The organism is Rhizobium sp. BK661 (assembly GCF_024808825.1).
Taxonomy (GTDB): Bacteria; Pseudomonadota; Alphaproteobacteria; order Rhizobiales; family Rhizobiaceae; genus Rhizobium.
Window position 1 is genome coordinate 1,233,138 of sequence record NZ_JANTYT010000001.1, and the last position, 24,503, is coordinate 1,257,640.

The 24,503-nt window shown below is 59.9% G+C and carries 19 protein-coding genes; 7 read left to right on the plus strand and 12 right to left on the minus strand.

The features are described from left to right. Positions 1–95: 95 nt before the first annotated feature. A complete protein-coding gene (gene pepN, locus FHX16_RS06030) occupies positions 96–2,744 on the minus strand; it encodes an aminopeptidase N (protein ID WP_183859550.1) in 2,649 nt (882 codons plus the stop codon). A gap of 349 nt (positions 2,745–3,093) precedes the next feature. Here pepN and FHX16_RS06035 point away from each other — a divergent pair, with 349 nt between their 5' ends. Next, positions 3,094–4,023: a DMT family transporter gene (locus FHX16_RS06035; protein WP_183751768.1), complete on the plus strand. Its 930-nt coding sequence runs from the start codon at positions 3,094–3,096 to the stop codon at positions 4,021–4,023. 210 nt (positions 4,024–4,233) lie between these two features. Beyond that, positions 4,234–5,085, plus strand: a complete 852-nt coding sequence (locus FHX16_RS06040; protein WP_183859548.1) for a hypothetical protein — start codon at positions 4,234–4,236, stop codon at positions 5,083–5,085. A 91-nt stretch (positions 5,086–5,176) separates the two neighbouring features. On the opposite strand, the gene FHX16_RS06045 is transcribed toward FHX16_RS06040, so the two are convergent. From FHX16_RS06045 to FHX16_RS06070, 6 genes are all read right to left on the minus strand, one after another. Beyond that, positions 5,177–5,368, minus strand: coding sequence for a hypothetical protein (locus FHX16_RS06045; protein ID WP_016553323.1), 192 nt, complete (start codon positions 5,366–5,368; stop codon positions 5,177–5,179). Positions 5,369–5,517: 149 nt separating this feature from the next. Next, a complete protein-coding gene (locus tag FHX16_RS06050) occupies positions 5,518–6,387 on the minus strand; it encodes a uracil-DNA glycosylase family protein (protein WP_183859546.1) in 870 nt (289 codons plus the stop codon). Positions 6,388–6,446: 59 nt separating this feature from the next. Then, on the minus strand, positions 6,447–7,739 hold the full coding sequence (locus tag FHX16_RS06055) for an Hsp70 family protein (protein ID WP_183859544.1): 1,293 nt from the start codon (positions 7,737–7,739) through the stop codon (positions 6,447–6,449). A gap of 168 nt (positions 7,740–7,907) precedes the next feature. Then, positions 7,908–11,024 (minus strand): efflux RND transporter permease subunit, encoded by a 3,117-nt coding sequence (locus tag FHX16_RS06060; protein WP_183859542.1) that lies wholly within the window; start codon positions 11,022–11,024, stop codon positions 7,908–7,910. Beyond that, a complete protein-coding gene (locus tag FHX16_RS06065; protein WP_183859540.1) occupies positions 11,021–12,301 on the minus strand; it encodes an efflux RND transporter periplasmic adaptor subunit in 1,281 nt (426 codons plus the stop codon). Before FHX16_RS06065 ends, FHX16_RS06060 begins: the two co-directional genes overlap by 4 nt. Positions 12,302–12,511: 210 nt before the next feature. Further along, positions 12,512–13,300, minus strand: a complete 789-nt coding sequence (locus FHX16_RS06070; RefSeq protein ID WP_183859538.1) for an SDR family oxidoreductase — start codon at positions 13,298–13,300, stop codon at positions 12,512–12,514. A gap of 247 nt (positions 13,301–13,547) precedes the next feature. On the opposite strand from FHX16_RS06070, the gene FHX16_RS06075 reads away from it, so the two are divergent. Then, positions 13,548–15,212 carry an electron transfer flavoprotein-ubiquinone oxidoreductase gene (locus FHX16_RS06075; RefSeq protein ID WP_183859536.1) on the plus strand — a complete coding sequence of 555 codons (1,665 nt, stop codon included), beginning with the start codon at positions 13,548–13,550 and terminating at the stop codon, positions 15,210–15,212. A gap of 9 nt (positions 15,213–15,221) precedes the next feature. Continuing rightward, positions 15,222–15,737 carry a GNAT family N-acetyltransferase gene (locus FHX16_RS06080; RefSeq protein WP_259126793.1) on the plus strand — a complete coding sequence of 172 codons (516 nt, stop codon included), beginning with the start codon at positions 15,222–15,224 and terminating at the stop codon, positions 15,735–15,737. Positions 15,738–15,822: 85 nt separating this feature from the next. Here FHX16_RS06080 and FHX16_RS06085 read toward each other — a convergent pair whose 3' ends face one another. Next, positions 15,823–16,728: a DMT family transporter gene (locus tag FHX16_RS06085; RefSeq protein ID WP_183859532.1), complete on the minus strand. Its 906-nt coding sequence runs from the start codon at positions 16,726–16,728 to the stop codon at positions 15,823–15,825. A gap of 145 nt (positions 16,729–16,873) precedes the next feature. Here FHX16_RS06085 and FHX16_RS06090 point away from each other — a divergent pair, with 145 nt between their 5' ends. Further along, positions 16,874–17,347: an Lrp/AsnC family transcriptional regulator gene (locus FHX16_RS06090; RefSeq protein WP_183859530.1), complete on the plus strand. Its 474-nt coding sequence runs from the start codon at positions 16,874–16,876 to the stop codon at positions 17,345–17,347. A 31-nt stretch (positions 17,348–17,378) separates the two neighbouring features. Here the strand turns inward: FHX16_RS06090 and mgtE are convergent, their stop codons facing one another. Next, positions 17,379–18,755 (minus strand): magnesium transporter, encoded by a 1,377-nt coding sequence (gene mgtE, locus FHX16_RS06095; protein WP_259126795.1) that lies wholly within the window; start codon positions 18,753–18,755, stop codon positions 17,379–17,381. A gap of 282 nt (positions 18,756–19,037) precedes the next feature. Then, positions 19,038–20,051 (minus strand): zinc-binding alcohol dehydrogenase family protein, encoded by a 1,014-nt coding sequence (locus FHX16_RS06100; protein ID WP_259126797.1) that lies wholly within the window; start codon positions 20,049–20,051, stop codon positions 19,038–19,040. A 104-nt stretch (positions 20,052–20,155) separates the two neighbouring features. Here FHX16_RS06100 and FHX16_RS06105 point away from each other — a divergent pair, with 104 nt between their 5' ends. Then, a complete protein-coding gene (locus FHX16_RS06105) occupies positions 20,156–20,554 on the plus strand; it encodes a helix-turn-helix domain-containing protein (protein ID WP_183751740.1) in 399 nt (132 codons plus the stop codon). Here the strand turns inward: FHX16_RS06105 and FHX16_RS06110 are convergent. Continuing rightward, positions 20,528–21,742 (minus strand): MFS transporter, encoded by a 1,215-nt coding sequence (locus FHX16_RS06110; RefSeq protein ID WP_183751738.1) that lies wholly within the window; start codon positions 21,740–21,742, stop codon positions 20,528–20,530. The genes FHX16_RS06105 and FHX16_RS06110 overlap by 27 nt on opposite strands. A 313-nt stretch (positions 21,743–22,055) precedes the next feature. Between FHX16_RS06110 and FHX16_RS06115 the strand changes: the two genes are divergently transcribed. Further along, positions 22,056–23,000, plus strand: a complete 945-nt coding sequence (locus FHX16_RS06115; protein WP_183859522.1) for a diacylglycerol kinase family protein — start codon at positions 22,056–22,058, stop codon at positions 22,998–23,000. An 83-nt stretch (positions 23,001–23,083) separates the two neighbouring features. Here FHX16_RS06115 and FHX16_RS06120 read toward each other — a convergent pair whose 3' ends face one another. Then, positions 23,084–24,466, minus strand: coding sequence for a glutamine synthetase family protein (locus FHX16_RS06120; RefSeq protein WP_259126799.1), 1,383 nt, complete (start codon positions 24,464–24,466; stop codon positions 23,084–23,086). Positions 24,467–24,503 lie beyond the last annotated feature (37 nt).

Below are 24,503 nucleotides of genomic sequence, written 5' to 3' on the forward strand. Positions count from 1 at the left end.
GAAAAGGTAAAAATTTGTTAACTGATTCAAGATGCTGAATTTTCTATAGCGGCCAGATTGCCGCTGAGAGCGTCGCAGCGGCAGCCGACGGCAAATCATCCCTTTAGGGTGCGCTCGACGATGTCGCGAACGTCGGTCGAGAGCTCCGCGGTCCGTTCAATTTCCAACAGGGAGGCGCGGGCGTGATCCTGTCGAACTGGCTCCAGAGAGCGCCAGGAACGCATCGATGTCAGGATGCGGGCCGCCAACTGAGGGTTGCGCCGGTCGATGTCGAGGATCTCACGGGCTAGGAATGCGTAGCCTTCGCCGTCGGCCCGGCCAAAGCCGGTTGGATTGGCAAAGGCAAAGGTGCCGATCAGCGAGCGGACGCGGTTGGGATTGGTCCTCTTGAACAGCGGGTTCTCCGTCAGCTTTTGCACTCGGTCGAGCGTGTCGGCACCCGGTATGGTGGCCTGGACGGAAAACCATTTGTCGACCACCAGTGCGTTCTCTGAAAAGCGATCCTTGAAGGCCGACAGCGCTTCGGCAGCTTCCGGGCTGTCCGGGAAGCGATGCGCAAGAAGCGTCAATGCATGCAACAGATCCGTCATGTTGTTAGCAGCATCGAAAGCAGTCTTCGCGCGTGCCGGTGAGCTTTCTGCATATGACAGGTAGGTCAGCGCGGCGTTGCGCAAAGCGCGGCGACCGGCACTGGTCGCGTCTGGGCTGAAGGCACCCGGCGTTGTCATGGAGTCATAGAGCGCGAGGAACGTATCACGTCCGGCGTCAGCGACTTGCTTCATCACCGCCTGGCGCCCGGCATGGATCGCATCCGGATCGTTGTTGCCTCCAAGCTCGCGGGCGATATCGGCTTCGCTCGGCAGGGCCAGGGCTTGGGCGCGGAAGGCCGGCTCAAGGCTTTCGTCGGCGGCGGCGGCGACGAGCGTGTCGATGAAGGTTGTTTCGGAACTGACTGACTTTCCTTCTCGGGTATCACGTGCGGCGTTGAGCAGGTTCGGAAGCGCAAGACCAGTCAGGGCCTGCCAGCGCGCGAAATGGTCCGTCTCGTAGCGGGCAAGCAGCGCCAAATCGGCAGGCGACTGATCGAAATGGAGATTGATAGGCGCCGAGAAGCTGCGATTGATCGAGACTACAGGCCGCGTCTGGATGTCGTGGAATACTGACGTTTGCGTACGCTCTGTGAGATGCAGGACGCTGCTAGTATATTCCGCACCGTCGACGGAAGTCGGCGTGATCGCCGCTCCGTCCTCAGCGAAGAGCTGCAAGCTCAACGGTATGTGCATCGGCTTCTTGTCGGACTGACCGGGCGTCGCCGGGATCATCTGCTCCAACGAAAGGCTGAAAGTCTTCGCGACCGCATCATAGGCGCCCGATACCGTGACGAGCGGCGTGCCGGCCTGATGGTACCAGAGCGAGAACTGTGTGAGGTCGCGCCCGCTGGCGTTCTCGAAGCATTTGACGAAGTCCTCGATCGTCACGGCTTGGCCGTCGTGCCGGTCGAAATAGAGGTCCATACCCTGCTTGAAGGTGTCCCTGCCTAGCAGCGTCGCGATCATGCGCGTGACTTCGCTGCCCTTCTCGTAAACAGTGGTAGTGTAGAAGTTGTTGATCTCGCGATACTTCGTGGGCCGCACCGGATGAGCGAGCGGACCCGCATCCTCCGGGAACTGCTCGGATTTCAGGTGGCGGACCTCCGCGATGCGCTTGACGGGGCGTGAGCGCTGGTCGGCCGAGAATTCGTGATCGCGATAGACGGTCAGGCCTTCCTTCAGGCATAGCTGGAACCAGTCACGGCAGGTGATTCGGTTGCCGGTCCAGTTGTGGAAATATTCGTGGGCGATGATCGCTTCGATGTTGGCATAGTCCCCGTCGGTGGCCGTTTCCGGATCGGCCAGGACGTACTTGTCGTTGAAGACGTTGAGACCTTTGTTCTCCATGGCGCCCATGTTGAAATCGGAGACGGCGACGATCATGAAGATGTCGAGATCATATTCGCGTCCGAAGACCTCCTCGTCCCACTTCATCGAGCGCTTCAATGCGTCCATTGCGTAGGCGGCGCGCGGCTCCTTGCCGTGCTCGACATAGATTTTCAGGGCTACCTCGCGGCCGGACATCGTCGTGAATGTGTCTTCGATGACGCCGAGATCGCCAGCGACCAGTGCGAATAGATAGCTTGGCTTGGGGTGCGGATCGAACCAGGCGGCAAAGTGCTTACCTTCGCCATAGCCGGCGCCACCGAGGAAATTGCCGTTCGACAGCAGCAGCGGATTGGCGGCCTTGTCGGCAATGATGTTGACGGTGAACGGCGCGAGCACATCGGGGCGGTCGGGAAAATAGGTGATGCGCCGGAACCCTTCGGCTTCGCACTGGGTGCAATAGATACCGCCGGTGCGATAGAGACCCATCAGTTGGGTATTGGCCTCGGGGTTGATGATCGTGGTGATCGTCAGTTCAAAGGGCTCGGATGCCGGCAGGGCGCGGACGGTCAGCCTTTCAGGCGTGACAGTGTATTGATCTGCCGGCATTTCCATCTGGTCGAACAGCAGCCCGGAGAGCGTCAACTCATCACCGTCGAGTACCAGCGGCGCCTTGGGATCGACGCCTTCTCGGCGATGGAAAATCAGTCGCGCCTCAACCTTGGTTTCAGTGGGATCGAGTTCGAAGGTAAGATCCACGCGTTCCAGAACGAAGTCGGTGGGCTGGTAGTCTGCCAGATTGATGACCTGGCCGGTATCTGTACGCATGGTGTTCCCTGAAGGCCTTGAGCGGGTGAGTGCTTCGTATGCAGAGTAAGTACTCCGCCACAAATTTTGACGGGCATGATTACATTAAAGTCTGAACCAAACTTAAAGCGAAATCGCGGCAAAGGAAGATTTGAAGGCGCTGGAACCGGCTAAATTTGGGCGAATCGACAAACGGGATTTTGAGGTCACTACGGGCGCGAGCGCGGCGTCGCAGGGCATTGGCTTCATGGGAGGTTCGCAAGTTTTCCAATTTTCTGTCTGTTCATTCAATGCGACGGCTGTCACAGTCTCGGTGCGTCGAGTCTGGCGCGTCCTCCTGCATCAAACTAGCAATCCAAGAGTTCAAGACATGCGATCGGCTATCGGAAACCCGATGAGGGGCATTGCGTTCAAGGTCGGTTCGGTCATCGTCTTCCTGGCAATGCAGACCTTCATCAAGCTTGCCGGCAGCGACATCCAACCGGGGCAGGTGACCTTCTGCCGTTCGTTTTTCGCGCTGTTTCCGATCATGGGATACCTCGCCTATCAAGGGCAGTTGCGGTCGGCGTTCTACACGGCCAATCCTATCGGACATTTGAAGCGGGGAACGCTCGGCATCATATCGATGGGGCTAGGGTTTTACGGGCTGTTGCACCTGCCACTGCCGGAAGCGATTGCACTCGGCTATGCAATGCCGCTGGTCGCGGTGATTTTTGCGGCGCTGTTTCTCGGGGAGACTGTCCGAATTTACCGCTGGAGCGCAGTACTTTTCGGTATGGTGGGCGTGGCCATCATATCTTGGCCGAAGCTCACGCTCTTTCGCGAGGGGGGCATTCACGCCGAACAGGCGATCGGGGCGATCACCGTTCTGCTGGCCTCGGTACTCGGCGGCATGGCGATGATTCAGGTGCGGCGATTGGTCGAGGAAGAAAAAACGGCAACAATCGTTCTCTATTTTTCGATCACAGCCACGGTATTCTCACTCGTAACGGTTCCGTTCGGCTGGCAGGTTCTTGATATGAGGCCGCAATTGTTTCTCGTTGCGGCCGGCTTTTGCGGTGGCATAGCGCAGATCCTGCTGACCGAGAGCTATCGGCATGCGGACGTCTCGACGGTTGCGCCATTCGAGTACACATCAATCGTCATCGGCGGCGTTGTTGCCTATTTTGTGTTTGGTGATGTGCCGAGTGGCGCCACGCTGCTTGGCACGGCGATTGTCGTCGCTGCGGGGATATTCATCATCTACCGCGAACACCAGCTCAATCTGGAGCGAAGGGCGGCGCGGCAAGCCGGTTCATGAGGACCTTCGTCTCAGCATTGCGGCCGCCGAGCTGAGATTTTCTCGCCATGCGCGAGAAATTCAACGAAATAGTGAACGCTATTCGAACGCTTATCGTACGTTATGAACTTGACGAATCTTCATTTATTCGCGAATGCGCATGTTACGAAGTGACCGTCCTGCCTTGTCCTGAGCAGTGACGACGTCGAATGAGCATGCGTCGGGAGAGAAATGCCTTTCAGTGCAGAAGACTTGGTCGCGAACCCGAAATTCATTGACGCCATCCGCTTTCACGCGGGGCGCATGCGCGGCATGTTCGACGCCGGTCCGCGAGTGGCGCGACTGCTCGCGTCCCAACAGCGCTGGTTGCTGACGCAAACTGCTTACGCCCTTGCAATGGAGCGAGATCCTGCGGACTCGACGTCTGGCTTTACCGCTGTCCGGCTGACGCGCGAGATCACCTCCCGCAAGGTAGCGAGCCGTAACACTGTGTTGAGCTTCATCGACGAACTCTTCACGTACCGCTTCATCGCCTACGAGCCTGGTGCGGAGCGACGGCGGCCCCGCCAGTTCGAGCCGGCGGAAATCAGTCATCAGGCAATGTTTGGGTGGCTGCTATCGAACCTGGGGGGGCTTGATCTGCTCGATGGTGGGAGCCGGGTGGCGCATGTTGAAGCCCGTCCGGAATTGATTCGGATTCTTCAGCCGCGGATCGCGCGCAACTGCCTTCAGGATTCGCGATGGAGGGAGCCCGCGGAGCATGTGGCGCTTTTCCTGTGGAACGATGCTGGCGGGCTGATCGTCGACCACTTTGTTTCACGTATCGATCTGGCGGGAGATGATACGGAGCGTTTGGTCATTGGTCATGTTGACAGCCGCGCCCTGGCAGCCGATTTCCTGATCTCGCGCACGCACCTACAGCGACTTCTTGCGAAGGCAGCACAGCAGGGATGCCTCGGATGGGAGGCTGGCGCCAAAAGGCCCGGGCTTTGGATCTCGCGCTCGTTCCTGGAGCAGTACAGCCAGTGGCAGGCCATCAAGTTCGCGTATGTCGATGAGGCGTTCCACTGGGCGACGCAGTAGACACAATAAGTCGCGACCTGCTGCGAAGGGCTAACGAAAAGCCTCGTCGTCAGACAGCAGTGCACGAGGCCAGCAGATGCCAGCCTCGACCTTAGTACTGCTGAAAATCCGCAAAGATCGCGGCGGGACGGGCGATGCGTCCGCTCGCACCAGTGCCGCGAGCAACCATTTGCTCGTTTGTGGCAAAGCCGATGCGGCTGTAGCTTTGCGTTGTGCGGCCCTGCTCGGTGGCAAGGCGAAGGGTTTCAAACCCACAGTGGATAGGACGAAAACGTGTAGTCATTGCCTTGGTTCCTGTTGATTCCTCCCAAGACACATTGAAATATTGCACTGCAGCATGAGCTTTTCAATGGATTAGAATGAACAACAGGTATGTGAAAATCGCATGGGTTGTTTCATAAAAGATTTAGATTTGCCTATTTTGAAAGCATATTAGAGTTCGGCAAGCTTGGCGTGAAAAGCTAAAAGATCGTTCCAGGCCAATCGCTTGTTGACTGGTGCCGTCAGTAGATCCTGCGGATGCAGCGTAGCAATCGCAGGGATAGTGCGGTTTTCGGCCGCGATCTCCCGCCATTGTCCGCGCAGCCCGTGAATCGTGTCACTCTCGCCGAAAAACACCCGCGCTGCAAAATTGCCAAGCACGAGAATTGCCTTCGGTGCGGCAAGCGCAATTTGGCGCTCGATGAACGGGCGGCAGATATCCATCTCAGCGGTGGACGCAATGCGATTGCCCGGGGGGCGCCAAGGAATAACCTGCGTCAGCAAGATGGCATCCCGCTGTAAGCCGATCGCCGCGAGCATTTTGTCCAGCAGTTGCCCCGGTCGGCCGGCGAAGGGTTGTCCTTCGCGGTCATCGTCGGCCCCAGGTGCCGAACCGATCACCATGATCCCACTTGTCGCGTCTCCGCTGGCGAAGATCGTCGAGCGGGCGCTGTGCTTGAGATTGCACCCGTTGAATGCCTCGATTGCCGTTTTCAGCTCCGGCAGCGAGCGGGCGCTCTCAGCCGCAAAGCGTGCCTGCTGCACGGCCTCGCCGTCGGGAATCGAAGGTTGCGGCCGCGGCGCGGGGCGCTCCGGCTCAGGGGTGCTCTTCTGTGCCGTTTGAGCAGTGGCACGCGGCGAGGCCTCCCGTGATTCGGACTGCGTGCCGGCGGCTGCGTTCCGTCGTGCCGCCTTCATCGCATCGAACTCGGCAAAGCGGTCGACAGCTTCCTCCTCAAGCAGCCATTCCACGCCGGCTTCCGCATGGAAATGCAGGAGCGCCGCGAGTTCGCCTGGAGAAAGTTCGTTGACGGAGATCATGACGCCAACCTTAGCGAAGCGAAGGTGTCAATGAAAGAGCACGCGGGCCGCAAGCCGAGCTATTGCACCGTCCATTGCATGATGTCGTCGCGTTCGCCGATCAGTGCCAGGCCGTGCGCGATGGACAGAAGCTCACCGCCGGTCTCGATCCGGCCCTTGTCGAAGCGTTCGGTGAAGATGCGGCGCACGGCGGGCACAAACGACGTACCTCCGGTGAGGAACACCTTGTCGATCATATCAGACGTCGTGTTTGTCTTTTCCAGGACGTCATCGAGCGCACCTTCGATCCTTGCGAGGTCATCCGCAATCCAGCTTTCGAAGTCAGCCCGTCGGATCGTCCGGTGACCACCGCGACCGAGAGGTGCAAAATCAAATGCGGCCTCGTCCGCGGCCGACAGCGCCATCTTCGTCGCCGATACGGCCTGATAGAGCGGATAACCCTCGTCGTGGTCGACCAAATCGATGAAGGTCTCGAGCTTTTCGGGCTCAAGGGCTGTGCGCACCAGCTTCTTCAGATCCTCGAATTCGCGTGATGTCTTGAAGATGGAGAGCTGGTTCCAGCGGCCGAAGCTTGAATAGTAGTTGGTTGGAACTTCAAGGATCTTGTCGAAGCTTTTGAAATGACTCCCCTTGCCGATCTGCGGGGCAACGATGTTGTCGATCATGCGGTAGTCGAAATGATCGCCGGCGATCCCGACACCCGAATGACCGATCGGGGTGGCGGTCAGCTTGCCGGCCACGGTTTCAAACCGGATAAGCGAATAGTCGGTCGTACCGCCGCCGAAGTCGGCAACGAGAACCGTGGCGTCGGACTTGAGATTCTGCGCGAAGTAGAATGCGGCAGCGACGGGTTCATACACGTAGTGAACCTCCGGGAAGCCGAAGCGCGATAGCGCCTCGTTGTAACGCTCGGTCGCCAGCGCAGGATCGGGATTCGCACCGGCGAAATGCACGGGACGACCGGTAACGATCCGTTTGACCTCGGACGGCCAGCTGTCGCCGGCATAGTTGCGCAAGCGCCTGATGAACACCTCCATCAGATCCTCGAAGCTGTGACGCTTCGCATAGATCAGCGTGCCCTGGAACAGTGCGCTTGCCGCAAAGGTCTTGATCGACTGGAGGAACCGACAGTCACCAGGATTGTCGATGAATTGCCGGATTGCCGCGTGGCCGGCCTCGACCTTCAGGGCGGACGCGCCGAGTTGCCGATCCTTCATGAAGGACAGGGCGGTGCGCATACTGTCGTCGCTGCCGGCGGCACTGGTGAAGGCCATCGAATGTGTTGTCTGCCCGTCGGCCGTGGCCAATACCGTGTTCGTTGTGCCGAAGTCGAATCCCAGCGCCTGAGCCATGCTCGCACCTCATCTTGCCGATTGTGTTTTGAGATCGGAGGCCAGCCTCCGCAAAGGCGCGGAAATGGCGCGCCCGAATTCAAGGAGGCGCGTGATGCCACAGGGGGCGTCGTTATTCAAGGCTTGCAACGAAAAATGCTGCGGGCGCCATTGGCGCCCGCATTTCTGTTACTCGGCGGCCAACGCCTGAGGTATCTCTTCCTCGTGCTCGGTCTTCTTCTTGCCTCCGAGGCTGAGCAGCCAATCGTTTAGCCTGCCCATTTCGACGAAGATGACCGGGGTGATGAACAGCGTCAGCGCTTGCGACACTATAAGACCGCCGACGACGGCAATGCCGAGCGGCTGACGCAGTTCCGAGCTTGCGCCGGTCCCCAGCGCGATCGGAAGCGCGCCGAGGAGGGCGCAGAAGGTCGTCATCATGATCGGCCGGAAGCGTCGCACGCAGGCTTCGTGGATCGCCTCCGATGGCGACATGCCGTTACCGGAACGCAGGTTCTCAAGCGCCACGTCGATCATCATGATTGCGTTCTTCTTGACGATGCCGATCAGCATTAAGAGGCCGATGAGCGCGATGATCGAAAGATCGAAGCCCATCACCTTCAGCGCCAGCAACGCGCCGAGTGCCGCAGCCGGTAGGCCGGAAAGGATCGTCAACGGGTGGATGAAACTCTCGTAGAGGACACCCAACACAACGTAGATCGTCAGTACCGCCGCCAAGATCAGCAGCGGGGTGTTGCCCTGGGACTGCTGGAATATCTGCGCGGTGCCGCCATAGGACGTGAAGACGTCCGCTGGCATATTGATATCCTTCTTGATCTGGTCGATCGCAGCTGTGGCGTCGCCGAGCGCTTCGCCCGCCGGCAGGTTGAAGGAGATGGTCGTCGAGACCAGCTGACCGGTCTGGTTGATCGTCACCGGCCCCGTCGTGCGCTGCACCTTCGCGAAGTTCGACAGGGGAACCAGAGCGCCGCTGTCTGAAGCGACGCGGATTTCCTGAAGCTTCTGATCGTCCCACGGCTTACTCGTGTCGTATTCCACGATCACGTCATAACTGTCGCCGGTCGATTGGATCTGGGCGGCGGTGTATCCGCCAAACGATTCCTGCAGGGTCGTCCGCAATTGCCCATCGGTGATGCCGAAGGCCGCCGCCTTCTCCGTATCGACAACGATATTGGCTTGCAGTGCGTTGTTCTGCGCGTCCGAAGCGACGTCAGTGAAGCGCGGATCGGCATGCATCGCCTGCTGGATCTTGTTCGCCCAAACGTTTGTCTGATCAGCGCTGAGCGCCTGAACGACCAGCTGATATTGGCTCGCGGTCTGGCGGCCGCCGAAGCGGAGGCTCTGCTGCGGCGTTATATACGCTTGAAGGCCGGGGATCTTCCCGATGCTCGTCCTCAATTCCCGCAGTGTCTGGTCAAGCGGCGGACGCTGATCCTTGTCCTTGAGCTCGACGTACATGGTGCCGTTGTTGAGTGGACTGCGCGCATTGCCGCCGACGATCGACATGACATGGTTGACGGCAGGGTTTTGTTTCACGAGTTCCGCCGCCTGGTTCTGCAATGCCTGCATCGCGGGATAGGAGATATCCTGACGAGCGCGCGTCGAGATGTTCAGGCGACCGATGTCTTCGGTAGGGAAGAAGCTCGATGGCAGCGTCATGAAGAGATAGACGGTCAGGCCGATCGACGCCACGAACAGGGTGAGGATGGCGGGACGATGCTTCAGGCACCAACCGACCGATCGCTCGTAGCCTCTGAGGGTTCGTTCAAAGCCGGCATCGAACCAGCGGATGAAGAAGGGCGGCCGATCGTGGCCGCTGCCTAGCCGCGACGCCAGCATCGGTGTCACCGTGAGCGAAACGATTGCAGAGGCAACAATCGCGATTGCAACGACCATGCCGAACTCATTGAAGATGCGGCCGACGACACCGCCCATCAACAGGATCGGGATAAAGACGGCTATCAGAGACACCGACATCGAAATGATGGTGTAGCTGACTTCGCCGGCACCTTTGATCGCCGCGTCGAGAACCGGCATGCCTTCCTCGACATGCCGGAGGATGTTTTCCAACATGACGATCGCGTCGTCGACGACGAGGCCGACCGCAAGCGTCAATCCGAGCAGCGAAATGTTGTCGATGCTGTATCCGAGCACGTACATCATGCCGAAGGTGGAAATCAGCGACAGCGGCACGGCGAGCCCGGGAATGATCGTCGCCGTCAGATGGCCTGTGAAGAGGTAGATGACCAGGACGACGAGGCCGATCGTCAGCATCAGAGTGAACTTCACGTCGCTGATCGCATCTTTGATCGGCTGGGCGGAGTCGTTCATGACCTTTGTTGAAACAGAGGCGGGAATCTCTGCGTGCAGACCCGGCAGCTTCGCTCTGATTGCGTCGACGACCTCCACGGTATTGGCATCGGGCTGGCGTTGAATGGCGAGGATGATGCTGCGGTTGCCGTCATACCAGCTGCCGGTATTTTGGTTCTCGACGCTGTCTTGCACGTCGGCGACATCGCCGAGGTGGATCGGCGCGCCGTTCGGGTTGGCAATGACGAGTGTCCGGAATTCATCGGCATTGGTCCGCTGCGTATTCGCATTGATCGTCATGCTCTGTGTATCGTTTTGCAGAGAGCCGACAGGAACCTGACTGTTGGCCGCGACCAGCGCCTTGTTGACGGTATCGATACCGATGCCGCGGTTGAGAAGCTTGTTGGGATCGACTTCAACTCGCACCGCGTAGGTTTGCGCGCCGAAAACCGAAACCTCAGCGACGCCGGGAAGCGTCGAAAGGGACGGGGAGATGATGTCCTCGGCGATCTCGTCGAGCTTGCTACGGGGCATGGTGTCGCTCTGCACCGCAAGCAACATGACCGGCGCGTCGGCAGGGTTCGTTTTCCGATAGCTCGGCGGAGTCGTCATGTTATCCGGTAGCTGGCGGGTCGCGTGCGAGATCGCCGCTTGAACGTCTGCCGCCGCTGCATCGATGTTGCGGTTGAGGTCGAACTGCAGAACGATGCTGGTGTTGCCGAGCGAGTTGGTGGCACTGATCTCGCTGATGCCGGGAATGGTCTGGAACTGCTTGATCAGCGGCGTGGCGACCGACGTTGCCATCGTCTGCGGCGAAGCGCCGGTCAGCGCGGCCGACACATTGATCGTCGGGAAATCGACCTGCGGCAGTGCTGCCACCGGCACGAGCTGATAGCCGGCAAGGCCGGCAAGCACGACGCCGATGGCAATCAGCGTCGTTGCGACAGGACGTCGGATACAGAAATTCGGTATCATTCTTCCGTGCCCGCTGTAATGATTTCGGTCTTGCCTGCGGCTTGATCAGCCGAAGCAACGTTCAATGCCTTGTCGTCGAATTGTTCCTTGACCGGCTGCTGATCGACGAGCTGCGCCTGTCCTTCGATGATGACGTGGTCGCCTTCCGAGAGGCCATCCGAGATTGCCGTGAAGCCGCCGTTTGCTCGCGCCACGGTGACAGGCGTCACGCGTGCCTTCCCATCGCGGGCGACAATTGCGAAGAAGCCGTCCGCACCGGGGCTCACCGCAACGGTCGGGACTACGACCTGCTGTTCGTTGTTGTTGAAGTGGACCACAATGTTGACTGACTGTCCGGGCCACAGCGCACCGGAAGCATTCTCGAACTTTGCCTTGGCAAGGATAGTGCCAGATGCCGGATCCACGGTGTTGTCGTAGAAGCTGATATGGCCCTGGCGCGGTTTTGCCTTGTCGGACTGGGGAACTGTGCTGACGTCCACTGGCCCTGCGGCGAGGGCAAGCTTCAGTTGCCGGAGGTCGCGCTCCTGCAGGTGGAACTTCACATAGATCGGATCATATTTTGCGATCGTTACGATCGCCGAGCCGGCGTTCACGAAGGCGCCAGGGCTTACCGAGATATCGCCGAGGCGCCCGTCGAACGGAGCGCGGATATCCGTATGCTCCAGCATTACCTGATCGGCGGCCAGTCCTGCTTTGTCGGCCTCGACAGTAGCCGCTGCCGTGTCGCGTGCCGCCTTTGCCTGATCATAGCTCTGCTGCGTGCCGGCCTTTGACGTCAGCAAGTCGTTGGCGCGTGCCAGCGCGGTTTCGGATTCCGCCAGGGTTGCCTGGTCACGGACGACCATGGCGCTGTCCTTGTTGACCGTTGCCTGGGCGGTGCGGGCATCAAGCTCGACGATCAGATCTCCCTGTTTGACGGTGGCTCCATCCGACGCGAGGATCTTTGTAACAATGCCCTGTTCCTGGGCGGCGATCGTCGTGTTGTCATCCGCGTCGGCCCAGCCAGAAGCCGTTACGTCCCGGGGCAGGGTAGTCTTCACCGCTGCGACCGTCTTGACCAATGTTGGTCCGCCGTTGCGATTGCGGCCTTTGCCGCCGTTCTTCTGATCACCGGACTTCTGCGATGCATCGCCTGTCGTTTGGCGACCACCATCGGCGGTATCGGCCTGTTGTGACTTGGGTAAAAATTGCGAAAGATAAGGGATGCGCTCCCTGTATTGCCATGCGCCGACGCTGGCAGCAGCGAGGATGCAGACCGTGACAAATAGTTTCTTCATAAGCGAGACCGGGTTGGTGCAAATTGCGCGGAAATCGAGGCTCTATTGAACCACGCTTATTACGGCGCAAAAAAGACACAATTGCCGAACCGACCATCACTAAGTGGTTATAATGGCTTAAATTTTTGTAATGAAAGAATGTGCTGAATGACATTTATTGAGCATCGGCGATGTGCCGCTGCCCGCGCTTTTGCAATTTCTTCTTTTCGATCAGACGGATCGCGCCGCCCCACCATCGCAGCGCACAAGACTGCCGGTGATGTAACTCGCCTGCTGGCTGCAGAGGAAAGCGGCGGTTGCCGCAAACTCTTCGACCGTTCCGTAGCGGCCGACGGGAATCGCAGCTTGCTTTGCGGCGCGGATTTCTTCGAGGCTTTTGCCAGTCCGTTTGGCGGCGGCTCCATCGAGGTCATCGGTCCGGCTAGTCAGAATGCTCCCGGGAAGTAGGAGATTCGATGTGATTCCAAAGCGCGCGACCTCTGTTGCCAGCGTTTTGCTCCAGCCGGCGAGGGCGGGGCGTAGGGTGTTTGAAAGGGCCAGATTGCCAATGGGCTCAATGACACCCGATGATGCGACGGTGAGGATACGTCCCCAGCCCTGTTCCTTCATGGATGGCAAAAGCACATTGGTGAGGGTAATGACCCGCAGAACCATCGAAAAGAAATAGGTTTCCAGCTTCTCGGACGTCATATCCTGCGTCGTCCCCGGAGTTGGGCCGCCGGTGTTGTTGACTAGAATATCGACCCCGCCAAGCTTGGCTTGTACCGCGGCGGTCACTGTTTCCACGAAATTCTCATCGGAAAGGTCAGCCCAGATCCAATCGGCTTTGCCGTTTCCTTCAGCATTGATGGCGCGGCAGTTCGCCTCCAGCGTCTCGCCGCTGCGGCCACACAGGAGAACGTGTGCTCCCTCACGCGCCAAAGCCACGGCGATGCCATGACCCAATCCGCGCGACGACGCCAGCACCAGCGCGCGTCTACCCTTGATGCCGAGATCCATGCCAAATTCCTCCAATCGCTCCTCTCTCTATACGGCGCTGCGACCGGAGACGAAAGCGGTGTCGGTCATTTGTTTATCATTTGACGTTTACGTAAACGGTATATAATTATTTGATCCTAGAAATGCTGTTGCGCGAATTGGGGGATTCGCTGTCGTTTCCCGGCTCGACAATACGCCCCTGTTTTGACAAGAGATAACCCCATCAAGGGGAATATGGCCGCAATGTCGGCCAAGCGGAGATGGATGCATGACCGATACGACTGAGCTGCCCGAACGCGAAAGCATGGAATTCGACGTGGTGATCGTCGGTGGTGGTCCTGCGGGGTTGTCGGCTGCGATCCGTCTGAAGCAGGTCAATCCGGAGCTGTCGGTCGTCGTGCTCGAAAAGGGGGCTGAAGTCGGCGCGCACATTCTGTCGGGTGCCGTGGTCGATCCTATCGGCATCGATCGTCTGCTGCCCGGCTGGCGCAACGAAGCCGACCATCCGTTCAAGACCGAGGTGACAGACGACCACTTCCTAGTGCTCGGTCCGGCCGGCTCTGTGCGTCTGCCGAACATCCTGATGCCGCCGCTGATGAGCAACCATGGGAACTATATCGTCTCGCTCGGCAATGTCTGTCGTTGGCTGGCCACCAAGGCTGAGGAACTCGGCGTCGAGATCTATCCGGGCTTCGCCGCAACCGAAGTCCTCTACAATGACGAAGGTGCGGTGATCGGTGTTGCCACCGGCGACATGGGCATCGAGAAGAACGGTGAGCCCGGCCCGAACTATACCCGCGGCATGGCACTGCTTGGCAAATACGTTTTGATCGGCGAAGGCGTGCGTGGTTCGCTCGCCAAGCAGCTGATCGCCAAGTTCGATCTGTCGAGGGATCGTGAGCCGCAGAAGTTCGGCATCGGCATCAAGGAACTCTGGCAAGTGAAGCCTGAGCACCACAAGCAGGGTCTGGTGCAGCACTCCTTCGGCTGGCCGCTCGGCATGAAGACCGGAGGCGGCTCCTTCCTTTACCACCTCGAGGACAATCTTGTCGCCGTCGGCTTTGTCGTCCACCTGAACTACAAGAATCCCTACCTCTATCCCTTCGAGGAATTCCAGCGCTTCAAGACGCATCCGGCCATTCGCACCACTTTCGAGGGCGGCAAGCGGCTTTCCTACGGCGCGCGTGCCATCACCGAAGGCGGCTATCAGTCGGTGCCGAAGCTTAGCTTCCCTGGCGGCGCGCTGATCGGCTGTTCGGCGGGTTTCGTCAACGTGCCGCGCATCAAGGGCAGCCACAACGCCGTGCTGTCGGGCATGATGGCGGCGAACCGCATCGCGGCGGCGATCGCCGCTGGTCGCGCCAATGATGAGGTTGTCGAGATCGAGAACGACTGGCGTTCAAGCGACATCGGCAAGGACCTGAAGAAGGTGCGTAACGTCAAGCCGCTGTGGTCGAAGTTCGGCACGGCGGTCGGCGTCGCACTCGGCGGGATCGACATGTGGACGAACCAGCTCTTCGGTTTGTCGATCTTCGGCACGCTGAAGCACGGAAAGACCGACGCGGCCTCGCTGGAGCCGGCCTCGCAGCACAAGCCGATCGCTTACCCGAAACCCGATGGTGTCCTCACCTTCGATCGTCTGTCCTCGGTGTTCCTGTCGAACACCAATCATGAGGAAGATCAGCCGGTGCATCTGCAGGTCAAGGACATGGCGCTGCAGGTCTCGTCCGAGCACGACATTTTTGCCGGTCCCTCGACCCGCTACTGTCCGGCCGGTGTTTACGAGTGGGTAGAGAAGGACGGTAAGGAAACCTTTGTCATCAACGCCCAGAACTGCGTCCACTGCAAAACCTGCGACATCAAGGATCCCAACCAGAACATCAACTGGGTGCCGCCGCAGGGCGGCGAGGGCCCTGTTTACCCGAATATGTAAGAGGCCGGCATGGGCAGCGCCTGCATCATACGTCAGGCGCGTCTCGATGAACTGCCGCGCTTGACGGAGGTCGAAATCGACGCCTTCGCAACGCTGGCGGAGGCGCTTGGCGTGGTCGGGGAAGCGCACACGCTACCGCTGGATGTGCTGCGAGGGTCGCTCGATGCGGGCCTGCTGCTCGTTGCCGTCGATGATGGTGATCGTCCGGTCGGTTTTCTAGCGGCGGAGGAGATCGAAGGTACGCTCTATGTCATCGAACTGGACGTCTGCCGGGAAACGCAGCGTAAGGGAATTGGGCGGCGCTTGATGGGGGCTGCGGTCGAGATCGCCGAGGCGCGCCGGCTGCCGGCTCTGACGCTGACAACGGATCGCTACGTTCCCTTCAATGCTCCCTTCTACGCCTCCCTCGGCTTTACGTTGCCGAAGGTGGAGGCCGTGCCGCAGTTCCTGCAGAAAAAGCTGGATCACGAACTCGCTGTCGGGATGGATCCGGAACGGCGGGTTGCCATGATTCTTGCGCTTTGAAGCGGCAATCACCAGCGCAAAGAGGCAATGCATTGCCAAAAACTGGAAACAGGTCGGCGGAGTGACCGCCGACCCGTGGGCCGAGCTATCGGCGCGAAGCGATGCCGGTCGAGAGTGCCACGCCGAGGCCTGTGATAACGGCAGCTGCAATCTCTGCGATACCGATCTCCTCCCCAAGCAGCAGGCCGCCGCCGATCGTTGCGAGCACCGGTGTGATCGCCGTAAAGGCGGCAGCCTGTGTGCCGCCCAGTGCATGAACAGCAAGCCCATAGGCGACAGTCGCAACAAGGCCGGACAGGATGCCTTGGCTCAGGATCTGCAGGCCGACTTCGGTTAACGGAGCGCTGGCGATCGAGGTGCCGAACATGACCGCGAAGCCGACATGGATCAGGAAGGACCAGATGGCGATGAGCGCACTGGCCTGCAGTGCCGTCAGACCGGAGCGGCGGAAGGCATGAGTGTAGCTTGCCCAAAGAATTGCTCCCATCGGCAAGAGGACAAAGCTGCTCCAGGGTAGAGCCGCACCGGCGAGGCTGCAGACCAGCAAGATGGCCACGCCCGCAACGATTGCGACAAGACCGAGTGCACGCATGGGGTCCGGCCGTTCCCGGAAGACAAGGACGCCAATGAGCGCGGTGGCGAGCGGCATCGAGCCGCCGAGCAGGATACCGGCAGCCGAAGCCGGCGTGGAGTGAATGGCGGACGTGGTCAGCTGGAAGAACGCCGCGCCCGCGCCGGCGACCATCGTGACGAGCAGCCCGACCGGCACGCCCTTCGGCAGCAGTCCCGTCTTCAACCAGACAGGCGCGAGAACCAATGCCGGAATGCCGTAGCGGATTAGACCAATATCGATCGTGGTAAGTTGCGTTGCTGCGCTGTGGCGGGTTGCGAGGATCCATGCAGCCCAGATCAGAACCGTGACGACGGCACCGGCATATCCGACCGTCGTCGAGGTGGCCTTTTCGTTGTTGGCAAAGGTTACGGCACTCATCGATGTCTCCTCTCATGATCGTCCGGAGGTGGCCCGGTTGAGAGAAGATTAGGCGGAAATGGTCAGGCATGTCCTTGCTATCTCTGCCCTCAGAAGGTTAGCGTGAGCAACTATCTGCCAAAATTCCATAAGGATTTTATCGAGCATGCCAAATCTGGATAAATTCGATCTGGCGATCCTCAAGTGCCTGCAGGAGGATGCGCGAGCGACCAACGTGGATATTGCCGAAAAGGTCAATCTCTCGCCGTCGCCTTGCCTGCGTCGCATCCGCAACCTCGAAAAGACGGGCGTCATTCGCGGCTACCGCGCCGACATCGATCGCAAGGAAGTCGGCCTCGGCCTGACGGTTTTCGTCGAACTCAAGGTCGCCCACCACAGCCGCGAGAACGCGCGGGCGCAGGAGGCAGCGTTGCTCGCCATCCCGGAAGTGGTTTCCTGCTTTCTGATTTCTGGAACGGCAGACTTCCTGGCGGAGGTCGTGGTCGAGGATCTGGCGGCCTATGAGCGGCTGCTGACCGACACGCTGCTGACCTTGCCGAATGTCAGCGACATCCGCTCGAACTTCGCCATTCGAAGCATGAAAACCCACGGAGCGCTGAAGTTGCCGGAGCCGAAATAAGAAACGGGGCCGATCAGGCCCCGCTTCATGCTTACAGCAGCGTCCCGCTGAGGATCAGCAGCGCGACCGAGAAATAGATCACCAGCCCGCTCACATCGACGAGCGTCGCGACGAACGGAGCCGAAGCGCTTGCCGGATCAAGCCGCAGCCTCTGCAGCACGAAGGGCAGCATCGAGCCAGCCAGCGAACCAAAAGTGACGATGCCGATCAATGCAGCGAAGATCGTTACACCGACAAGGACCCAATGCTCGCCGTAGTCATAGAGTCCGATATTCTGCCAGAGCAGAATGCGGACGAAGCCGACGAGGCCAAGGATCGCCCCGAGCACGATGCCGGTCGGCAGTTCGCGCAGCAGCACACGCCACCAGTCGGAGAGCTTGAGCTCCCCGAGCGCCAGCGCCCGGATGATCAGCGACGTTGCCTGCGACCCGCTATTGCCGCCCGAGCTCATGATCAGCGGCACGAACAGGGTCAGCACGATTGCCTTCTCCAGTTCGCCTTCGAAGTGCTGCATGGCGCTTGCCGTCAGCATTTCGCCGAGAAACAGGGCGCAGAGCCAGCCAGCACGCTTGCGGATCATCCCGGCGAAGCCGATCTTCATGTACGGCTTGCCAAGCGCTTCCATGCCGCCGAACTTCTGGGCATCTTCTGTCTGGTCGGCGATCATCGTGTCGATCACGTCGTCGACCGTGACGATGCCGAGCATGTGGCCGTCATCGCTTACGACGGGCAGGGCGAGCAGATTATGCTTGCGGATCAGCCGGGCGACATCTTCCTGCGTCATCAGCGGATCGGCACGCACAACCCCTTCCTTCTGCGCAACAGTCAGCACGGATGCACCGGGATCGCCGGTGATGAGGCGGCGGAGCGTGACGACGCTGGTCAGCACGCGGCTGACGGCATCGAGCACATAGATGGCATAGACTGTCTCCCGCGACCGCTCGACCTTGCGCACATGTTCCAGCGTCTGCTCGACCGTCCAGGTGTCCGGCACGCTGACGAACTCCGTCGTCATGATGCTGCCAGCCGTGCGGGGCGGGTAGGCCATCAGGTGCTGGACGGCGAGACAGGTCGTGCGGTCGAGCCGCAAAAAGAGATGGGCCCGAGCTTCCTCGTTCATTTCCTGAAAGAGGTCGGCAACACGGTCGTTCGCAAGAGCGTTCAGCAGCCGTGAGGCGTGCTCGACCGGCATGTCGGCAAGGATTGCTGCTGCGTGATGCAACTCGGGTCGGCCCAGGATACGCACGGCCTTTTGCTGCGGCAGCGTAACCAGGATTGCTGCGGCTTCGGATATTTCAAGTGTGTTCAGCTGCTCGACACGCTCCGCCGTGGTGATCGGTCCGAGGTGATCGCTGCTGAAGAAACGAGCGGCATGGCCCGCCCGCAGTGGGAAGCGATTGATGTTCATAAGCTCGCCTTTCCGTCGATCCGCCGTAGCGTCCAACGGGCGAGCCCGACAGAGTCAGGTCAGCGCACGAGGGCCGCGTACGGCAAAGGCAATCGACTGCTACTGTCGCTTGGCATCGTGATGATGGCTCCGTTGATATCCGCGGAAAACGGGCGTAATCCGCGTAAGGCTGTAGGTGGTCTCAATCGGCAAAAAAGTCAAGCGCTTGAGGTGCTTGGTGCCAGAATGCCGCACCCTCGGCGCGGCACCCGTTTGGCACTCTCCGCCGGTCGATGACCGGTGTTAAAAACCTTCCAGGACAAGTTTTCCTTTCGTCCGTCCGCTTTCGATCATTGCATGCGCCTTTTTCAGGTTGGTGGCGTTGATCGGGCCAAGTGTCTCGCTGAGCGTCGTGCGGATCTTGCCGGCATCGACCAGCTCGGCGACCTTCTCGAGCAGCTTGTGTTGCTCGATCATGTCGGGGGTGCCGAAGAGCGGCCGTGTGAACATCAGCTCCCAATGGATCGATGCGGCCTTGCGCTTGAACGGCATGATGTCGAGCATCTTCGGATCATCGATCAGAACGAAGCGGCCCTGCGGCGCGATCACTTCCACGATCTCCTTGATGTGCTGGTCGGTGTTCGTCGTTGAGAACACAAAGCCGGGATCGCCAAGGCCAAGCGCTGCGACCTGTGCCGCGATCGGCCGCGCATGATCGATCACGTGGTGAGCGCCGAGTTCCTTGATCCATGCGCTCGTCTCGGGACGGGACGCCGTCGCGATGACGGTCAGGTCGGTCAGGGCGCGTGCGATCTGGATTGCGATCGATCCGACGCCGCCGGCGCCGCCGACAATGAGAACGGCACGAGCGGCCCCAGGAACCGGATCATGCACTCTCAGCCGGTCGAAGAGCGCCTCGTAGGCGGTGATCGACGTCAGGGGCAAAGCGGCAGCCGACGCGAAGCCAAGGCTCTTCGGTTTATGCCCCACGATCCGCTCATCGACGAGATGGAATTCGGCATTGGTGCCGGCCCGGCTGATCACACCGGAGTAGAAGACCTCGTCGCCTACCTTGAAAAGCGTCACTTCTGGGCCGATTGCCTTCACGACGCCGGCAGCATCCCAGCCAAGCACCTTCAGTTCCTCACTGGTCGGCGCCACGCCGGCGCGCACCTTCACGTCGACCGGGTTGACGGAAACCGCCCTGATCTCGACCAGGAGGTCGCGGCCTTTCGCTTCCGGGACTGGCAGATCGACGTCGATCAGAGAGGTCTCAGCGGAAATAGGCTGGGGAACCTTGTAGGCGACTGCGCGCATGGGAAACTCCTGTGTTCGTTTGCACAGAGGCTAGATGCGTCTTATGTTCGATACCTGCAAGAATGCACAAATTCTGTACGTAGTACCAAAAAGGATACTGTCAAATGTCGCTTCCCCGCGCCAAGCTGACCCGCAATTTTCCGGGTTGCCCGGTTGAGGCGACATTGAGTTTTCTCGATGGAAAGTGGAAGGGGGTGATCCTCTTCCATCTGATGGGCGGGACGTTGCGCTTCAATGAGCTGCGCCGCAAATTGCCCTCCGTCACTCAGCGGATGCTCACCAAGCAGCTGCGTGAACTCGAGGGCTCGGGCCTTGTTTCGCGGACGGTCTTTGCGGTCGTTCCGCCGCGCGTCGACTATGCGTTGACGCCACTTGGCCTGACGTTGAAGCCTGTCATCAAGGCGCTTGCCGTCTGGGGTGAGGAAAACGTCTTCTGCCTGCCCGATGGTCGCTATCTTCGGGATGTCTCGGCCGACTCAACGACTGCGGCGATCAAGGCTTAGGGACGCAGCGAACACAAAGATGCCGATGAACGACAGGATCGCGCCGACATAGCCGGTCGCGGCGAACCCGTAGCCCCCTGCAATCACGAGGCCGCCCAGCCAGGCGCCTAGCGCGTTCGCAATGTTGAACGCCGAGTGATGCGATGCCGCGGCGAGCGTCTGGGCATCGGCGGCGACATCCATCAGGCGGGTCTGAACGGCAGGACCAGCGGCAAAGCCGCAGCCGATGCAGAAGACGCAGAGCGCCAGCATGAACGGATTGGCGGCGGTCAGGGAGAACAAGGTCAGCACGACGATGTTGAAGACGAGGCTGCCGCCGATCGTGCCCATCAGCGATTTGTCGGCCAGCCAGGAGCCGACGACATTGCCGACATTCATACCGATGCCGAAGATGATCAGCATCACGGCGACCATGCTCTCGGGCAGCATGGCGACCTGTGTCGTTGTGGGCGCGATGTAGCTGAACATGGCAAACATCCCGCCGAAACCGACGGATGCCGTCGCAAGCGTTAGCAGTACTTGTGGGCGCTTGAAGGCGCCGAGCTCGCGTTTGAAGCTTGCGCCTTCGGCGACGCGGTCGCGCGGCACGTAGTACCAGATCAGGGCGACCGTCAGAAGGCCGATGATACCGACGATCGTAAAGGCAAGGCGCCAGTTGAGTGACTGCCCGAACACGGTCGCAAGTGGTGTCCCGAGCAGGGTCGCAACCGTCAATCCGAGCATGACGCGACCGACGGCGCGGGCGCGCTTGTGCGTCGGCACCATCGAGGCCGCCACGATCGCTGCAACACCGAAGTAGGCTCCGTGCGGCAAGCCGGTGATGAAGCGCATCAGCGTGAAGCTTTCGAAGGTCGGCGCCATCGCGCTCAAGATGTTGCCGATCGCAAAGATGCCCATCACCAGCAGGAGCAGCGAGCGGCGGGCCATCTTCGCGGCAAGCACGGCAATGATGGGTGCGCCGACGACGACGCCCAGTGCATAGGCGCTGATCACGTAGCCTGCCTGCGGCGTCGTGACCGCGAAGGTGTCGGCAACGTTGGGCAGGAGGCCCATGATCGCGAATTCGCCGGTGCCGATACCAAAGCCGCCGCAAGCAAGCGCCAATTGCACGAGCGCGATAGCCATTGGCGACGGGGCGGTGTCTACCGGATTGACGTCGATGGAATCGTTTACGGCGACCTGGCTCAAGAGGCACTCCTTGGCATTCGATGCGTGACGTACGGACAAGGCGCGGGCGCAGCCAGAACCGGTCGGCCAGAGATGAAGGGAAATGGAGGCATCCTCCACTATCCCATCTATCGATGATTGACCGCCAGGCGTCGAGTGCATTTTCTGCAGTGCAGCGTCGCCCGATATGCATACGTCCCTTGCAAATTCGGCGGTGCTGCTACCGATCTCGGCGTTCGTAAAACAGGCTTTAGCTTGAAATCGTGGGTGTAAGAACCATCTCTTAGCAGCGCTGGACAGGTCGTCGCTTCTTGCTGCGGACAACGGGAACCATATGAAACTTATTGGCTTTTTCAATCGCGATGGCGGGACTTTCAGGACCACCGATATGGAAGCCTATGAAAACCGGGCCGAAGCCGTGTTCAGGGAGGCCGGCCACGATTTCAATGCGATCGTCTTTTCCGGCAAGGAGATCGTGCCAGCCATGGAACGGGCCGCCCGCCGTGACGATATCGATGGCATCGTCGCCGGTGGCGGCGACGGGACGATTTCCGCGGCAGCTTCGATAGCCTGGAAGAATGGAATTGCACTTGGCGTCGTGCCGGCCGGGACAATGAACCTCTTCGCACGCTCGCTGCGCGTTCCGCTCGACATTTGGATGGCGTTGGAGACGCTGGCCTTTGGCGAAGTCGATCACGTCGACATCGCCAGCGCGAATGGTCGGCCATTCATTCACCAATTTTCAGCCGGACTTCATGCGCGCATGGTGCGCTATCGAAATTCCTATACCTACCGCTCGCGTTTTGGAAAGATCGGGGCAAGCGCTCGTGCCGCTCTTGGCGTCGTGTTCAATCCGCCCGAATTCGAGGTGGAGTTTGCAGCGGGGGGCGTCTATGAGCGTCGCCGAGTTTCCGCGGTGTCGATTTCGAACAACCCCTTCGGTCAGAACGCCTTGCTCTATGCAGACTGCCTCACCAGCGGCGAACTGGGGTTCTATACCGCCAAGCCGCTGAAACCGATCGGCGTCGCGCGTCTCGCGGTTGACCTCTTGCGAGGCAAGGTGAGGGAGAACGCAGACGTCATGGTCATGCATCCCGCGGAGGTGCATTTGCACTTTCCGAAGCTGCCTTCAAAGGCGAACTGCGTGATGGATGGCGAATTGCGTCCGCTAGAGCGTGACGTCACGCTGAAACTGCATCCCGGCGAACTCAAGGTATTGGTCCGGCAAGGACTTGCAGCGCAGGTTGATGAGGCCGAGCGACGCGAGATTGCTCCCTAGCAGTTGCAATCATCTGCCGGATTCGGGTCGGCCGCCTTGCGGTCGGTTCAAATGAACCCTCGGCCCGCTTCCAGGGGTGACCATTACAGACGAGACAGGTAGGTGCGGTAGTCGAAATCCGAGACTGTGCGCAGGTAGGTGATGGCCTCCTTGCGCTTCGTGTCGCCGTAGAGTTTCTGATAGGGCTCGCCGAATATGTCGGCGATGAACGGCGAGAGACGGAAAGCGTCGACTGCCGTCAGGAAGTCGTGCGTCAGTTGTGCCGTGTGTCCAGGTGTATGGGATGGCGTCGTCTCCTCGCCGGGGTCAAGCTCGAAATCGATGCCGAGCAATATACCCCCGAGGATAGCGGCAAGCAGCAAGTAGGGATTTGCATCGGCGCCTGCCACGCGGTGTTCGATACGAGCGGCTGGGCCGTTCAGATCGGGTATGCGGACAGCGGTGCCTCGATGGCCGTATCCCCAGGTGAGGTCGACGGGAGCGAACGAGCCGGGCTGGAAGCGGCGATAGGAGTTGGCAAACGGCGCAAAAACGAGCTGCGCCTCGCGCATGGTTTGAAGCAGGCCGGCGCAGACGGATTTCAGCTTGCGCGGTTCACCATGTTTGGCATCCAGAATATTCCGTCCGTCCTTGTCGATGACGCTGGCATGTACATGAAGGCCGGAGCCGGCATGATCGGAGTATGGCTTGGCCATGCAGGTGGATTTCAGCCCGTGCTTGCGTGCAGCCTGTTCCACAATGCGCTTCAGATAGATGCAGTCGTCGGCTGCCGCGAGCGCGTCTGGTCGATGCAGCAAGTTGATCTCGAACTGTCCGGGGCCGAATTCCGCCGTCGTCGCATCGGCCGGCAGCCCTTGCGCCTTTGCATAGGCGCGCACGGTCTGCAGATAGTCATCGAGCGCATCAACAGCGCTCATGTCGTAGAGTTGAAAGCCGTTCGCTTCCCCTTGATAGGTGAGGCTGACCGGCGGCGAGGGGCGGCCAGTCTCACGCCAGTTCGGATCGACTACGTAGAACTCCAGCTCAGTCGCCACAACCGGTGTGAGGTCGCGCTCATCATACCGCTTCAGCACTGAGGCAAGAATCGCTCGAGGGTCCATGAAGCTTGGCGTGCCGTCGAATTCATGCATCGTTGCAAGGACCTGCATTGACCCTTCCGGCGCCCATGGCATTGGCGTCAGGCTGCGTTCGTCCGGAATGCAATTGCCGTCCGGGTCGCCGACGGAAAGCGAGAGGCCAGTGATGTCATCGTTGTCATCGCCCCAGATGTCGAGCGACTGCGTGGAGGAGGGAAGGCGGACTTCGCCGGCCCAGATTTTGTTCTGGGCGTCGAGTGGAATCTGCTTGCCGCGCAGGTCGCCATTCATGCCGACGAGCAGGAGCTCGATGCGCGCGTTACCGCTCGCTGCTGTACCGTGATCCGTGTCCTCTGCCATGATCTTGAAAATCCCCTCGGAGAAGGCCAAGCTCGTAGCCTATTGAGATGAGGCTTTCAATTCCGAA